This is a genomic window from Streptomyces sp. DH41, assembly GCF_029813785.1.
In the GTDB taxonomy this organism is placed as follows: Bacteria; Actinomycetota; Actinomycetes; order Streptomycetales; family Streptomycetaceae; genus Streptomyces.
Genome location: NZ_JARVKY010000015.1, coordinates 23,069 through 36,299 on the forward strand (window position 1 = coordinate 23,069; position 13,231 = coordinate 36,299).

Here is a 13,231-nt window from a genome sequence, read left to right on the forward strand (position 1 = left end):
GTACCCGCTACGAAGCCTCCGTCGCCCTGGGCTGGCGGCGCATCAGGTATGCCGCCCCCGCGCCCGCGCCGAAGAGCGCCACCAGCGACACCGCCGCCCCCAGCCAGGTCGCGCCCAGCCACTGCCCGCCGAAGTAGCCGAGGGCGACGCTGTAGACGGCCCAGGCCAGTCCGGCGAGGGCCGACCAGGGGAGGAACTCGCGGACCCGGCGGTGGGCGGAACCGGCGATGAGAGAGACGACCGAGCGGCCGGCCGGGGCGAAACGGGCCAGCACGACGAGGGCGCCGCCGCCACGGGCGAGGGCTCCGCCGAGACGTTCCTGCGCCGTGGTCAGCCTGCGGGAACGGGCGATCGCGCGGTCCAGTCGCGGCCCGCCGCGCCAGGCGAGGCGGTAGACCGCGAGGTCACCGAGGACGGACGCGGTCGCCGCGCACAGCGTCAGGACCAGGATGTCGGGGACGTCCTGCGGAACCCGCCCGGCGGCTGCCGCGCCCGTACCCGCGGCCGCCGCCGTGGCGGCCGTGATCACCAGGACGCCGCTCGGCAGCACCGGCAGGAAGATGTCGAGGAGCACCGAGACGGCCACCAGCACATAGATCCATGGGCTGCTGACCAGCGAACCGATACTCCCGAGACTGTCGAGCACCACAACTCCCCGTTACTCCCCCCGTGAGCCGGTCCATGCCGCGAGACGCGGGGGCGGCAGGAGCGGCCTCTGACAGCCATCCAGCGTACGCCCGGGGTGTGACAGGCGGTTCACAGGGGGCTTGTGTGATCGGCACGGAGCGTTCACCCCAGAGGGATTGTTCACGTGCCGACGGGGTCCTGCCTCAGGGTTCGCGCGCCGTCACTCCCGGCGCTGGACACCGCCGGGAGCGACGGCGGTGCCCCGGTCCACGGTCCGTTCCGGACCGGTCGGGAGGGGACGCCGCTCAGGGTCGGTCAGGCGGCGACCGGCGTCTGCCGCTCCGAGGGGGCCTGCTCCTGCCCGGACGTGCGCCGGGCGAAGAGCCGGTCCAGGCCGAAGGCGCCGGAGCCGGTGAAGGCCAGCAGCAGGAAGGCCCAGCAGAACATGGCGGAGGCTTCGCCGCCGTTCTCCATCGGCCACAGGGCGCCCGGCTGGTGCACCTTGAAGTACGCGTAGGCCATGGAACCCGAGGAGACGATCGCGGCGGCCCGGGTGCCGAGGCCGAGCATGACGAGGCTGCCGCCGACCAACTGGATCACGGCCGCGTACCAGCCGGGCCAGGTGCCCGACTCGATCGTGCCGCCGGTGCCCGAGGCGCCGCCGAGGACGCCGAAGAGGGAGGCCGCGCCGTGGCAGGCGAAGAGCAGGCCGACGACTATGCGGAACAGGCCAAGGGCGTAGGGCTGGGCGCTGTTGAGGCGTTCGGACATGTGGGGGTGCTCCTTCGGTCGGACCGGCCAGGTGGGGCCGGTGGGGACGGAACCGAGTGGGCTGCCCACGTTAGGTGCGCCTTACGAGTACTTGCAAGTTCAACATTTGGCCATGACTTGGCGCATGGTCACCCTTCCGCTCCGGTCGCCGTCGCAGGTGGGAGCGCTCCCACTGGCGCGGCGAAGGCCGCCGGTGTGACTGGATTCATACCCGGCCGCGCCTCCGGCCTATGCCAGTTCCCTGTCCGTGACCGTCCGCAGGGCGGTCGTCCCGTCGCGTTCCGTCCGTGCCTGTTCCAGCCGCAGCCGGGCCGAGCGCCCCCGCAGGGTCAGCGTCATGAGCTGGTTGCCGAACCAGGGGCCGCCGGTCTTGCGCCAGCCGACCGCCGGTGGCGCGCAGCGTCCGTGCCGGGCGATGCGCCGCCCGAGGGCGCGTGCCGGGGCGCTCCAGCCGAAGCGGAAGCCGAGGCGGATCGAGAGCGGTACGGAGTTGTGGACGGGGGAGCAGGTCAGCTGTGCCACCCGGGCGTCGGGCGTGCGGCCGGGCCAGGACGGTTCGGCCACGTAGGCGTGGTGGACGTCGCCCGACAGTACGTTCACCGTCGCGGGCGCCCCGGGCCCGGTACCGGCCTCGGCGATCAGGTCCGCGAGGGCGTCGAAGGAGGAGGGGAAGGCCGACCAGTGCTCCAGGTCGGCCCCGCGCCTGATCTTCTCTCCGCGCCGTGCCCAGCGTGCGCCCCGTTCACCGGCGCACATCGCGGCGTTCCACGCCTCCACGTCGTGCACCAGGTGGGGCAGCAGCCAGGGCAGGGAGGTGCCGATCAGCAGGTGGTCGTAGGAGTCCCGCTCGTCGAGGATCTGTTCGCGCAGCCAGGCGGCCTCGCCCGGGTCGAGCATCGTGCGGCTGTCCTCCCTGAGTACGCGGGCCGCGCGCGAGTCCACCATCACCAGCCGTACGCGGCCGAAGTCGCGCCGGTAGCTCCAGCGGACGGAGGCCGGGTCGGCGTCGGCCCGCGCGGCGAACGTACGGAGCACGTCGGTGCCGTCGGGGATCTCGCGGACGGCCGCGTAGAGGGGGTCGGTGGCCAGCTCGTCCGGGGACAGGTTGCCCAGCTGCTGGTACACCCAGTAGGACATCAGTCCGCTCAACAGCCGCTCGCGCCACCAGTCCGTGGCCCGCATGTCGGCCAGCCAGGCCGCGGAGGTGTTCCAGTCGTCGATGACGTCGTGGTCGTCGAAGATCATGCAGCTGGGCACGGTGGACAGCAGCCAGCGCACCTCGGGGTCGAGCCAGGACTCGTAGTAGAGGCGGGTGTACTCCTCATAGTCCGCGACCTGGTCGCCCGGGGGTTCGGCGAGGTCGCGGCGGCCGGCGATCCAGTGGCGTGTGGCGTCGGAGACCTCGTCGGCATACACCTGGTCGCCGAGCAGAAGCAGCAGGTCGGGGCGCTCGCCCTCGGGGTCCGCGGCGATGCGGGCGGAGAGGGTGTCCAGCGCGTCCGGGCCCACCCGGTCCTTCCCGCCGGCCGGCGGCGCGGCCCAGCGGCAGGAGCCGAAGGCGATGCGCGTCTTCTCGTGCGCCGCCGGTGACGTGGTGATGACCGAGGGCGGGAAGCGGGAGTCGGGCGGCGGCCACACGCGGGCGCCGTCGAGGAGCACCTCGTACTCCGTCGCCGTGCCGGGTGTCAGGCCGCTCACCGGGACCAGGGCGTAGTGGTGGCCCGCGATCTGGAAGGTGCGGGTCGTGCCCCGGGCGCCGTCGGCGCAGCGCACCTCGGCGGTGCAGGGCCGGTTCGTCTCGACCCAGACGGTCGCGCACGAGCCGTCGGTGTATCTCAGCAGTGGTCCAAGGCGCAGTCCGGCCATGGTGTTCGCCTCCTCCGTCGCCCCGTACGGTACGGAACGACGGAGGCCGGCGGGGAGGCTCCGCGCCGAACACACGGTGACCGGACCGCGGCCCGGGGTGTCAGCAGTTCGCGAGCCGGCTCTGCAGCGCGGACTTCTCGGCGGAGTCGACCGAGAGGTCGTAGTAGTACTTCACCTGGACCCAGGCACGGACGTACGTGCAGTGGTAGGCGCTGCGCGAGGGCATCCAGGTGGCCGGGTCCTGGTCGCCCTTGGACTGGTTGACGTTGTCGGTGACCGCGAGGAGCTGGGGCCGGGTCAGGTCGTTGGCGAAGGACTGGCGCCGGGAGGTGCTCCAGGATCCGGCGCCGGAGTCCCAGGCCTCGGCGAGCGGGACGAGGTGGTCGATGTCGACGTCGGCGGCGGCGGACCAGGTGGCGCCGTCGTAGGGGGAGTACCAGCTGCCGCTGGTGGCGGCGCAGGAGGAGTCGGTGTCGACGCCCGAGCCGTCGCGCTTGAGGACGGTCTCGCGGGTGTTGCAGGAGCCGGACTGCGTGATCCAGTGCGGGAAGAGGTCGCGGTCGTAGCCGGTGCGGCTCTCGGTCTTCACGGTGAGGGAGGCGAGGTAGCCGCGGGCGGTGGCGGCGCTGACCGGGGTGGGGAGGGCGGCGGAGGCGGCCGGGCCGTTGAGGAGCCCGGCGGAGGCTATGAGCCCGGTGAACGCGGCGACGAAGCCGAGCCGTCGACGCGCGTAGAACTTCGGCATGCGAACTCCCTGGGAGTGTGGGGGTGTTGGGGCGCGGGCAGGGGAATGCTCGCGACGCCGCATGGCGCACAGGTGTGCGGTCGGTAAGAAGTTAGTGACGTGTGCATGGCACGTCTATGGGTGCGACGGGACTCGTGACGGAACGTCCCGGGACTTTCGCCCCTGGGCGTCCCGGACTTGCGCCCCTCGGCGTCCCAGGGCTTTCGCTCCTCGGCCCCGCCGGCGGGGCTCGCGTACTATGGACGGTGCAGAAGGGGAGTAGCTCTTCGCCGGACCGTCGACATACTGCTCAGCTCGTCTGAGCCGGCGCCCGGAGGCAGGCCTCGCGCGCGGGGCCGGCCAGCGAGACCTTCGGCAAGCAGTGCACGCCCGTGCCGTACGGCGGGGGCGACCGTGTGCTGCCGTGCCGAGGTGTCCGCAGCGCAGGACCAGCACTCTCGGTGGGGCGGCCCCGACCGATAGAGGATCCCTTGATCAGCCTGACCGTGACGGCAGTCGTCTTCGGCGTCGTCTTCCTGGCCGAACTGCCGGACAAGACCGCGCTCGCCGGTCTCGTCCTCGGCACCCGCTACCGGGCCTCGTACGTCTTCGCCGGTGTGGCCGCCGCCTTCCTGCTGCACGTAGTGCTCGCGGTCGCGGCCGGCAGCGTGCTGACCCTGCTGCCGCAGCAGATCGTGCACGCGATCACCGGCGTGCTGTTCCTGGGCGGCGCCGCCGTGCTGCTGATGAGGAAGGACGACGAGGACGAGGAGATCCGCAAGCCCGAGAACCAGTCCTTCTGGAAGGTCTCCGGGGCTGGATTCATGCTCATCCTGGTCGCCGAGTTCGGCGATCTCACGCAGATCATGACCGCGAACCTCGCGGCCCGCTACGACGACCCGCTCTCCGTCGGCCTCGGCGCGGTGCTCGCCCTGTGGGCGGTGGCCGGGCTCGGCATCGTCGGTGGGAAGGCCCTGATGAAGCGGGTGCCGCTGTCGCTGATCACGAAGATCGCGGCGCTGCTCATGCTGGGGCTCGGGGTGTGGAGCCTGTGGGAGGCGGTCGCCGGCTGAGCGGCGGCCGGAGGGCCGGGCTGTTCGTGAACGTTCGGGCGGGGCGGTGGCGCGATGCCCGTTCTGTTTTGTACCGTGGATGAACAAAGTGGCTCCCGCTCGTTCTCCCTGACCGGCGGGCGGGGTCACCTTGTTTCCTCCCCGCGCTTTGGAGTCTGCCGATGACGGCCACCGCCACCACCGTTCTCACCGCCCGTGCCCTGTTGCTGGACATGGACGGCACCCTCGTCAACTCGGACGCCGCCGTCGAGCGCGTCTGGCGGGGCTGGGCCGACCGGCACGGCCTGGACGGTGACGAGGTCATGAAGGTCGTCCACGGACGGCAGGGGTACGCCTCGATGGCGCTGCTGCTGCCGGACCGGCCCATGGAGCAGAACCACGCCGACAACGCGCGCATGCTCGCCGACGAGACCGCCGACACCGAGGGCGTCGTCGCGATCCCCGGGGCGCCGGAGTTCCTCGCCTCGCTGCGGGGTCTGCCGCACGCGCTGGTGACCTCGGCCGACGTGCCGCTGTCCACCGCGCGGATGGCCGCCGCGGGGCTCGCGCAGCCGGACGTCCGGGTCACCGCGGAGTCGGTCGGTGCGAGCAAGCCCGACCCGGAGGGCTTCCTCAAGGGCGCCGCCGAACTCGGTGTCGCCCCCGCGGACTGCATCGCCTTCGAGGACTCCGGCGCCGGCATCGCGGCGGCACGTGCCGCGGGGATGCGGGTCGTGGGGGTGGGGCCGCGGGCCGGTCTCCACGCGCCCGACGTGGTCGTGGAGGACCTGACGCGGGTACGTGTGGAGGCCGGCGCGGACGGGACGCTGCGGCTGCACATCGGCTGACGCCGCCCGCGCCGCCCGCGCCGCCCGCGCCGCCCGCGCCGCCCGCGTCGTCCGTGTCGCGCGTCGTCCGCGTCGCGCGTCGGCCGGCCGACCGTGGGCCGGGCACGCCGCCTACGGCGCTCGCGTCTCCGACTCCAGCTGGCGCCGGGTGTCCTGCCCGTAGACGCCGAGTTCGTCGGAGCGGATGCCGCGGGCCCACTGGAAGGTGCGGACCGCGTCCTCGACCTGCCGGCTGTAGGTGCCGTTGATGTCGCCCGTGTAGAGGTACAGCTGCGTCAGGCGCTGCTGGAGCTCGGCGACCTCGGAACCCCGGTCGCCGCGGTGCAGCGTGCCCCCGCCGTCGGGGGCGTGGTCCTCGTCGTCGGACTCCTGCGTGGGATTCTCGGCCGGCGCGCTCGTCGCGGTCCGGGTCGGCTCGGCCGACGGGGACGGCGTGGGCGAGGCGCTCGATGCCGACGGGGACGGCGAGGGCGACGGACTGGAACTGGCGGACGCGGAGGCGGACGGGGACGGCGACGGCGAGGCGGTCGGCCGGGTGGACGTGACGCTCGGCTCGGGGGCCGCGGAGGCGGCGCTGGTCGACGGGACCGGCACGCTCGCCCGGACCTCGTCCGGCAGCGCTCCGTCCCGTGAGGGCGACTCGTAGGAGAAGAGGCCGCTCGCGTATCCGGCCGCCCCCACCACGACCACGACCGCCCCGGCGGCGCTGAGCAGCACGCCACGGCGCCGCCCGCGCCGCGGACGCCCGCCGGTACCGTCCGTGCCGTCCGTGCCGTCCGCATCGGGCCCCATGGGCGCGGAAGGGGCGGCGGGCGTGGTGGCCGAGGTTTCGAACAGGCGCAGGTCGTGCGCGCTGGGTGTGCCGGTCGAGGGCGCCAGGGGCATGGGCAGTACGGAGGTCGCCTCCGTGTCCGCCCCGGGTGGCTCGGCGCCGACGGCGCGCAGCGTCATGGTGGCGTCCGGGTCGGGCGCGGACCCGGGCCCCGGCGCCGGGGCGGATGGGGCGGGCGTGGACGGGCGCGCGGACGGGGCCGCCGTGGATGCCGCGGACGCCGGTCCCTCGGACACGGGTCCGCCGGACACCTGCGTGTCCGGCCCAGACGGTGTACCGGAGGGCGCCGTCGTCCCGGCCGGGGGTGTCGGGGCCTCTCCCGCGCCGTCCAGCTCGACGTACGGCCGTATCCGCAGCGGGTCGAAGTCCTCCGCCGCTGCCGCCTGCGCCGTACGCGCGTCGCGCAGGGCGTCGGCCGCCCGCACCCCGCAGGCGCAGGAAGGCGTGTTGTCCGCCTTCCTGGGCGTCCCGCACTCCGGGCACGAGTGCCCCTGGGGCCGCTCCTGCGGCTGCTGCGGCGGCTCTTTCTGCTGTTCCACGCGTTCGTCCCTCCCCTCGCGACTCCCCTCGCGAACTCCAGAGTTTATGCAGATCTTCTCCACACTCCCGCGCGCACGCCCCCGGGATACCGGCTTCCCGCAGGACTGAACCGGCGATATCGGGTCACACCGACCAGGATGGAAGGTGCGCGAAGGCACCCGTGAGAGACCGTGAGACGGCCGTGGGAGGTCTTCATGGCGGGAGATGCGCGCGGAGCGGCGGACCGGACGGACCCTATGAGCCCGATGGACCCGGCGAAGTCCGCCAAGAGCGGGGAGGGACAGGAGCAGGATCAGGGTCAGGAGCAGGTCTCCAGCGGCGTTCTCGTCTCGATCGGAGCCCTGCTGCTCGGGATGCTGCTCGCCGCCCTCGACCAGACCATCGTGTCGACGGCGCTGCCCACCATCGTCAGCGACCTGGGCGGCCTGGAGCACCTGTCCTGGGTGGTCACCGCGTACATGCTGGCCGCGACCGCCGCCACCCCGCTGTGGGGCAAGCTCGGCGACCAGTACGGGCGCAAGAAGCTGTTCCAGACGGCGATCGGGATCTTCCTGGTCGGCTCGGTGCTGTGCGGCGTGGCGCAGAGCATGTTCCAGCTGATCGCCTTCCGCGCCCTCCAGGGGCTGGGCGGCGGCGGGCTGATGGTGCTGTCCATGGCGATCGTCGGCGACCTGGTCTCACCCCGTGAACGCGGCCGCTACCAGGGCCTCTTCGGTGCCGTCTTCGGCGCGACCAGCGTGCTCGGGCCGCTGCTCGGCGGCATCTTCACCGAGCACCTCAGCTGGCGCTGGGTCTTCTACATCAACCTGCCCGTCGGCATCGTCGCGCTCGCCGTGATCGCGGCGGTGCTGCACATCCCGCGCCGGACCACCCGGCACGTCATCGACTACCTCGGCACCCTCCTCATCGCCTCCGTCGCCACCTGCCTGGTGCTGGTGGCCTCGCTCGGCGGCACGACCTGGGCCTGGGGGTCGCCGCAGATCATCGGCCTGGCGGTGCTGGGAGTCGTGCTGGCCGCCCTCTTCGTGGCCGTGGAACGCAGGGCCGCCGAGCCCGTTCTCCCGCTCAAGCTCTTCCGCGTGCGCACCTTCACGCTCTCCGCCGTCATCAGCTTCGTCGTCGGCTTCGCGATGTTCGGCGCTATGACCTACCTGCCCACGTTCCTCCAGGTCGTGCGGGGCGTCAGCCCGACCATGTCCGGTGTGCACATGCTGCCGATGGTGTTCGGCCTGCTGCTGTCCTCGACGGTCTCCGGGCAGATCGTCAGCCGCACCGGGCGCTGGAAGGTGTTCCCCGTCGCGGGCACCGCCGTCACCACCCTCGGCCTGCTCCTGCTGCACCAGCTCGACGAGAACAGCGCGACCGCCGAGATGAGCGCCTACTTCTTCGTCTTCGGCCTGGGCCTCGGCCTGGTGATGCAGGTCCTCGTCCTCATCGTGCAGAACGCGGTGGCGTACGAGGACCTGGGCGTCGCCACCTCCGGCGCGACCTTCTTCCGCTCCATCGGCGCGTCCTTCGGCGTGGCAGTCTTCGGTACGGTCTTCGCGGGCCGCCTCGGCGACAAGCTCGCGGACGCCTTCCGGGGCGCCGAACTCCCACCCGGCGTCTCCGTGGACACGCTCAAGGCCGACCCACGCGGTATCGGCGCCCTGCCGCCCGCGCTGCGCCCCGAGGCCCTGGGCGCCTACGCCTCCGCCATCACCGACGTCTTCCTGTACGCCGCCCCCGTCGCCCTCCTCGGCTTCCTGCTGGCCTGGTTCCTGAAGGAGGACCGGCTGCGCGGCTCGGTCAGGGCGCCGGACGCCACCCAGACCCTGGCCAGCAACCCGGTGGAACGGTCCTCGCGCGACGAGGCGTGCCGTGCGCTGTCGGTGCTCGGCACCCGCGAGGGGCGCCGGGAGGTCTACCGGCGGATCACCGCGCGGGCGGGCTACGACCTGCTGCCGGCGTCGAGCTGGATGCTGCTGCGGGTCAGGAAGTACGGCCGGGTGGAGCCGGCCGTGCTCGCCGAGCGCAGCCCCGTCCCGCTGACCGCCGTCATGGCCGCCGCCCGCCAGGTGGAGGAGCGGCACCTCGCCGTTCGCGAGGGCCCCGACCTGGTCCTCACCGACCGGGGCCGGCAGGTGGCGGAGCGGCTGGCGACGGCCCGCGAGGAATCCCTGGCCGAGCTGCTGGGCGACTGGTGGGGTCCGGACCGCCCGACCGATCTGGTGCGTCTCGTGAGGGAGCTCACCGGCGAGCTGTGCGGCTCGGAGCGGGAGCGTCCGCACGAGGGGCGCACGCGTGGGGGACGCACGCGCGAGGAACGCACCCCGGCACGGGCCGGCTGAACCTCCGCCCGGCCTGCCGCTTCCGTCAGGCGGCGCGCGGGAGCTGCTTCGCGAACCAGTGCTCGGCGTACGGGCCCTCCTTGTACGCCTCGGTCTCCGTGTAGCCGAGGCGCGCGTACAGGGCCCGGGCCTCGACGAGGTCGCCCCGCGTGTCGAGGACCATCCGCGAGGCCCCGAGCGCCCGTGCCGAGTCCTCGGCGGCCCGCACGAGCAGTGCCGCGCCGCCCAGGCCGCGCATCCGCTCGTACAGGAACACCCGGGTGAGCTCGGCGGTGGTGTCGTCCCGCAGCCGTACGCCCGAGGTGCCGGCCGGTTCGCCGCCGTACCGCGCGACCAGCAACCGCCCCCGGGGCGGTACGAGGTCGGCGCCGCGGTAGGCGGCGATCTCCCGCTCCAGCTCACCGGGGTCGGTGGGCCGCCCCTCGTGCAGCAGGTAGTAGCGGTCGCTGACCTCTGTGTAGTACGCGCGCCAGAGGGCGGTGGCGACGGGGGAGTCGTACGGTTCCGGGGCGACGGTCCAGATCATGACCCGCATTGTCGGGACCGGACCGGCCTGCTGTGCAAGCGTATTTTCCCACCGATGCGCCGTCGGCGCGCGTCGTGAGCCGTTTGAGCGCGGACTCCGGGGCAACCCGAACAGCGAACCGGCCCGTTCGGAGAGCCGGTAGGGCCGAGAACCCGGAAGGCACTCATGTCCACAGGCGTGATCATCGCTTTGATCGTGATCGTGGCGGCCGTGCTCGTTGTCGCGGCCGTACTGGCCCTGCGCGCGCGGGGCCCCCAGCACGGCGGAAGCCTGAAGCGGCGCTTCGGGCCCGAGTACGACCGGGCCGTGGCCCGGCACGACGGCGACACCAAGGCCGCCGAGCGCGAACTCGCCGACCGCGTGGAGCGGCACGGTTCGCTGCACGAGAGGCCGCTGGAGCCGGCCGAGCGCGAGCGCTTCGAGGCGCGCTGGACCGCGACCCAGGAGCGCTTCGTCGACTCCCCGCGCGAGGCGGTCGGCGAGGCGGACCGGCTGCTCGCGGAACTGGCCGGCGCCCGGGGCTTCCCGGACGGCGGACAGTACGAGGAGCAGCTCGCGGCACTGTCCGTGCACCACGCGCACCATGTCGACGGCTACCGGCGCGTGCACCGCGTGACGCACGCGCGCGTGGACGGCGCGCAGGACAGCGGCGCGGGTACGGAGGAGATGCGCGAGTCCCTGGTCGAGGCCCGCGCGCTGTTCGAGGACCTGGTACGCCCCGGCCACCACGACGGAAGCCGCCATGACGGCGGCAGGCACGACGGCGGCAAGCACCGAGCCGGTACGGACGGCGACGGACGCGCGCCCGCCCGCGCCGCCCGCACCCACCACTCCTGGTCGCTCAGCAAGCGCCAGCCGAAGGAGAGTTGAGGCACATGTCCGATGTGACCCGGCAGCCCGGCGGCACCCCCGTCGACGGCGGCATGCCCGTCGCCGGCGGCACCCACGCCGAGCGGGGCAGGCAGAGCCCCGACGTCCGCGCCGACACCACCCCAGGCCTGGACCCCACCCCAGGCCTGGACCCCACCCCGGCCCGGAGCGAGAACCCGGCCTCGCCGGTCGCCCCTACCGAGAACGCGGGCACCCCGGCCGCCACCCAAGGGCACGGAGGGCACGGGGGCCACGGGGGCGCCCTCCTCCCGCACGAGGAGTGCGACAAGCTCGGGCAGCGGCTCCAGCACGCGGTGGCCGGCTTCGTCGACGCGCCGCGTGCCTCCGTCGAGGAGGCCGACCGCGTCCTGGAGGAGATCGGCTCCCGCGTCACGGACGCCGTGACGCACCGCCGCCGCACGCTGCGCACGTCCTGGCGCGACACGGGCGAGGCCGAGCACGCCGCGACGAGCACCGACACCGAACAACTCCGTCTGGCCCTGCGGGACTACCGCGAGCTGGCGGACCGTCTCATGCGCCTGTGACGCGCAGGCGTCACCGCTCCGCCCGGCGCTCCCGCCACTGCCGTACGACCTCTTCGACGTCGTAGGGCTTCAGACCCAGCGGGGGGCCGGGCGGCGGCTTGAACATGACGTCGCGGATCTTGACGTTGATCTCCTCGACGATGCGGCGGACCACCCGCTCCGACGGCGCGTTCGCCGCCGCCTCCAGGGCGTCCTCCGCCTCCTTGCGCAGGGCCAGCGTGGGCGGCAGCACGGAGAAGCCCTCGCGGGCCATCTTCCGCTTGACCCACCACAGTTCGTCGTAGGTGCTGTCCACTTCGCTCGGGAGGGGTTTCCCCGCGCCGGGGAGCTGCGCGAACTCGCCGCGCGCGTCGGCGTCACGAATCTGCTTGTCGACCCAGGACTCGAAATCGACGCCAGGTGGCTTTCGCTCGGTCATGTCCCCAGTGTGCCGGACACCGCCCCACCGGCCGATCTATCATGCGGCGGCGGTACGTCAACGAGGGACGCCCCAGGTTCCTCTCGGGTCCCAGGAGGAGCGCGCGTGCTCGAACTCACCATGGCCGCCGTCACCGCGGCGGACGCGGGTGCCACGGCCGGCATGCAGATGGCCGACGCGCCCAGCGAGCCCGGGGCGGTGCTGAAGGTGGGCCGGGACAGGTCCGTGTGCCGGCTGACGACGCCGGACGACTGGCTCTTCGTCTCCCGGGTCCACCTGGAGTTCCGGTGCGGTCCCGACGGCACGTGGCAGCTGACCTGGCTGCGGGGCTCGCAGCCGGAACCCTCCTGCGAGGTCCGGCTCACCGTCGGCGGACACGCGCGGCCGCTGGCCTACGGCGGCACCGTGCCGCTGCCGACGGGCGGCAGCGGCGAGATCGTGGTCCAGGACCGGGCGGAACCGCGCAGCGTCAACGTCGGCTTCTACCACGAGGCGTGAGGCCCGCGCGCCGGTGCCCGCCCAGGGGCGCGGGTGCTCAGGCCAGCACCCGGGCCAGCGCGAACCCGTCGTAGCCCTTGCTGCCGACCGTCTGGACGGCCGTACCGCTGAGCCGCGGGTGGCTGCCGATCAGCTCGATGGCGGCGCGGGTGCCGCGTACGTCGTCGGCGCCGTCCTCGGCGTCGGCCACGCGGCCGCCGCGCACCACGTTGTCGAGGACGATCAGGCTGCCGGTGCCGGTGAGCTTCAGGGCCCACTCCACGTAGTGCGGGTTGTTGCCCTTGTCGGCGTCGATGAAGACCAGGTCGAAGGGCGGCGGATTCTCGTCGGCGAGCTTCGGCAGCGACTCCAGGGCGGGACCCACGCGTACGTCGACGAGGGCGTCGAGGCCGGCGCGGGCGATGTTGCGGGTGGCGACCTCGGCGTGCCGGGCGCTGTACTCCAGCGTGACCAGGCGGCCGTCGGCGGGGAGGGCGCGGGCCAGCCAGATGGTGCTGTAGCCGCCGAGGGTGCCGATCTCCAGGATGGTGCGGGCGCCCTGGACCTGGGCGAGGAGCTGGAGGAGCTTGCCCTGGTTGGCGGTGACGTTCACCTGCGGCAGCCCGGCGGCCTCGCTGTCCCGCAGGGCGGCCGTCAGGGGGTCGTCGTCGGGCGCGAGGTGGCTGGTGAAGTAGGCGTCGACGTCGTCCCAGAGCTGCGACTCGCTCATGACGGGGCCTCCCATGCGCGTCGTCAGCTTTTCCGAATAGGTGCGCTGACGAAGATATCCGCACGGTGGTGGCGT

The 13,231-nt window shown here is 73.2% G+C and carries 14 protein-coding genes; 6 read left to right on the forward strand and 8 right to left on the reverse strand.

The window, feature by feature from the left end:
* Window positions 1–7: 7 nt before the first annotated feature.
* The 4 genes from QC283_RS23335 to QC283_RS23350 form a co-directional block, all read right to left on the reverse strand.
* The gene (locus QC283_RS23335; RefSeq protein WP_279563592.1) at window positions 8–646 is read right to left on the reverse strand and encodes a DedA family protein; all 639 of its coding nucleotides are present in this window, start codon (window positions 644–646) and stop codon (window positions 8–10) included.
* A 296-nt stretch (window positions 647–942) separates the two neighbouring features.
* Entirely contained in the window at window positions 943–1,398 is a 456-nt protein-coding gene (locus QC283_RS23340; RefSeq protein WP_279563593.1) for a DoxX family protein, read from the reverse strand.
* Between the two features lie 228 nt (window positions 1,399–1,626).
* Window positions 1,627–3,264: an alkaline phosphatase D family protein gene (locus tag QC283_RS23345; RefSeq protein ID WP_279563594.1), complete on the reverse strand. Its 1,638-nt coding sequence runs from the start codon at window positions 3,262–3,264 to the stop codon at window positions 1,627–1,629.
* 100 nt (window positions 3,265–3,364) lie between these two features.
* The gene (locus tag QC283_RS23350) at window positions 3,365–4,009 is read right to left on the reverse strand and encodes an HNH endonuclease family protein (RefSeq protein WP_279563595.1); all 645 of its coding nucleotides are present in this window, start codon (window positions 4,007–4,009) and stop codon (window positions 3,365–3,367) included.
* A 470-nt stretch (window positions 4,010–4,479) separates the two neighbouring features.
* On the opposite strand from QC283_RS23350, the gene QC283_RS23355 reads away from it, so the two are divergent.
* Together QC283_RS23355 and QC283_RS23360 are read left to right on the forward strand one after the other, a co-directional pair.
* On the forward strand, window positions 4,480–5,061 hold the full coding sequence (locus tag QC283_RS23355; protein WP_279563596.1) for a TMEM165/GDT1 family protein: 582 nt from the start codon (window positions 4,480–4,482) through the stop codon (window positions 5,059–5,061).
* Between the two features lie 161 nt (window positions 5,062–5,222).
* Entirely contained in the window at window positions 5,223–5,888 is a 666-nt protein-coding gene (locus QC283_RS23360; protein WP_279563597.1) for an HAD-IA family hydrolase, read from the forward strand.
* Between the two features lie 111 nt (window positions 5,889–5,999).
* Here the strand turns inward: QC283_RS23360 and QC283_RS23365 are convergent, their stop codons facing one another.
* The gene (locus tag QC283_RS23365) at window positions 6,000–7,259 is read right to left on the reverse strand and encodes a peptidoglycan-binding domain-containing protein (RefSeq protein ID WP_279563598.1); all 1,260 of its coding nucleotides are present in this window, start codon (window positions 7,257–7,259) and stop codon (window positions 6,000–6,002) included.
* 246 nt (window positions 7,260–7,505) lie between these two features.
* On the opposite strand from QC283_RS23365, the gene QC283_RS23370 reads away from it, so the two are divergent.
* Window positions 7,506–9,590, forward strand: a complete 2,085-nt coding sequence (locus QC283_RS23370; RefSeq protein ID WP_279563760.1) for an MDR family MFS transporter — start codon at window positions 7,506–7,508, stop codon at window positions 9,588–9,590.
* A 25-nt stretch (window positions 9,591–9,615) separates the two neighbouring features.
* Here QC283_RS23370 and QC283_RS23375 read toward each other — a convergent pair whose 3' ends face one another.
* On the reverse strand, window positions 9,616–10,116 hold the full coding sequence (locus QC283_RS23375) for a GNAT family N-acetyltransferase (RefSeq protein WP_279563599.1): 501 nt from the start codon (window positions 10,114–10,116) through the stop codon (window positions 9,616–9,618).
* Between the two features lie 165 nt (window positions 10,117–10,281).
* On the opposite strand from QC283_RS23375, the gene QC283_RS23380 reads away from it, so the two are divergent.
* Both QC283_RS23380 and QC283_RS23385 read left to right on the forward strand, forming a co-directional pair.
* Window positions 10,282–10,986: a hypothetical protein gene (locus QC283_RS23380; protein WP_279563600.1), complete on the forward strand. Its 705-nt coding sequence runs from the start codon at window positions 10,282–10,284 to the stop codon at window positions 10,984–10,986.
* Window positions 10,987–10,991: 5 nt separating this feature from the next.
* Window positions 10,992–11,531, forward strand: coding sequence for a hypothetical protein (locus QC283_RS23385; RefSeq protein ID WP_279563601.1), 540 nt, complete (start codon window positions 10,992–10,994; stop codon window positions 11,529–11,531).
* A gap of 10 nt (window positions 11,532–11,541) precedes the next feature.
* On the opposite strand, the gene QC283_RS23390 is transcribed toward QC283_RS23385, so the two are convergent.
* Complete coding sequence (locus tag QC283_RS23390; protein ID WP_279563602.1) at window positions 11,542–11,949, reverse strand: J-domain-containing protein; 408 nt, start codon at window positions 11,947–11,949, stop codon at window positions 11,542–11,544.
* Window positions 11,950–12,054: 105 nt separating this feature from the next.
* Between QC283_RS23390 and QC283_RS23395 the strand changes: the two genes are divergently transcribed.
* Window positions 12,055–12,447, forward strand: a complete 393-nt coding sequence (locus QC283_RS23395) for a hypothetical protein (protein WP_279563603.1) — start codon at window positions 12,055–12,057, stop codon at window positions 12,445–12,447.
* Window positions 12,448–12,484: 37 nt separating this feature from the next.
* Here QC283_RS23395 and QC283_RS23400 read toward each other — a convergent pair whose 3' ends face one another.
* Window positions 12,485–13,156, reverse strand: a complete 672-nt coding sequence (locus QC283_RS23400; protein WP_279563604.1) for an O-methyltransferase — start codon at window positions 13,154–13,156, stop codon at window positions 12,485–12,487.
* Between the last annotated feature and the right edge of the window lie 75 nt (window positions 13,157–13,231).

Excerpts from the sequence above, each read along its gene's own strand:
- QC283_RS23345 (WP_279563594.1), bottom strand. The coding sequence starts at position 3,264 with ATGGCCGGACTGCGCCTTGGACCACTGCTGAGATACACCGACGGCTCG.
- QC283_RS23340 (WP_279563593.1), bottom strand. The coding sequence starts at position 1,398 with ATGTCCGAACGCCTCAACAGCGCCCAGCCCTACGCCCTTGGCCTGTTC.
- QC283_RS23380 (WP_279563600.1), top strand. The coding sequence starts at position 10,282 with ATGTCCACAGGCGTGATCATCGCTTTGATCGTGATCGTGGCGGCCGTG.
- QC283_RS23400 (WP_279563604.1), bottom strand. The coding sequence starts at position 13,156 with ATGAGCGAGTCGCAGCTCTGGGACGACGTCGACGCCTACTTCACCAGC.
- QC283_RS23360 (WP_279563597.1), top strand. The coding sequence starts at position 5,223 with ATGACGGCCACCGCCACCACCGTTCTCACCGCCCGTGCCCTGTTGCTG.
- QC283_RS23375 (WP_279563599.1), bottom strand. The coding sequence starts at position 10,116 with ATGATCTGGACCGTCGCCCCGGAACCGTACGACTCCCCCGTCGCCACC.
- QC283_RS23370 (WP_279563760.1), top strand. The coding sequence starts at position 7,506 with ATGGACCCGGCGAAGTCCGCCAAGAGCGGGGAGGGACAGGAGCAGGAT.
- QC283_RS23350 (WP_279563595.1), bottom strand. The coding sequence starts at position 4,009 with ATGCCGAAGTTCTACGCGCGTCGACGGCTCGGCTTCGTCGCCGCGTTC.
- QC283_RS23390 (WP_279563602.1), bottom strand. The coding sequence starts at position 11,949 with ATGACCGAGCGAAAGCCACCTGGCGTCGATTTCGAGTCCTGGGTCGAC.
- QC283_RS23385 (WP_279563601.1), top strand. The coding sequence starts at position 10,992 with ATGTCCGATGTGACCCGGCAGCCCGGCGGCACCCCCGTCGACGGCGGC.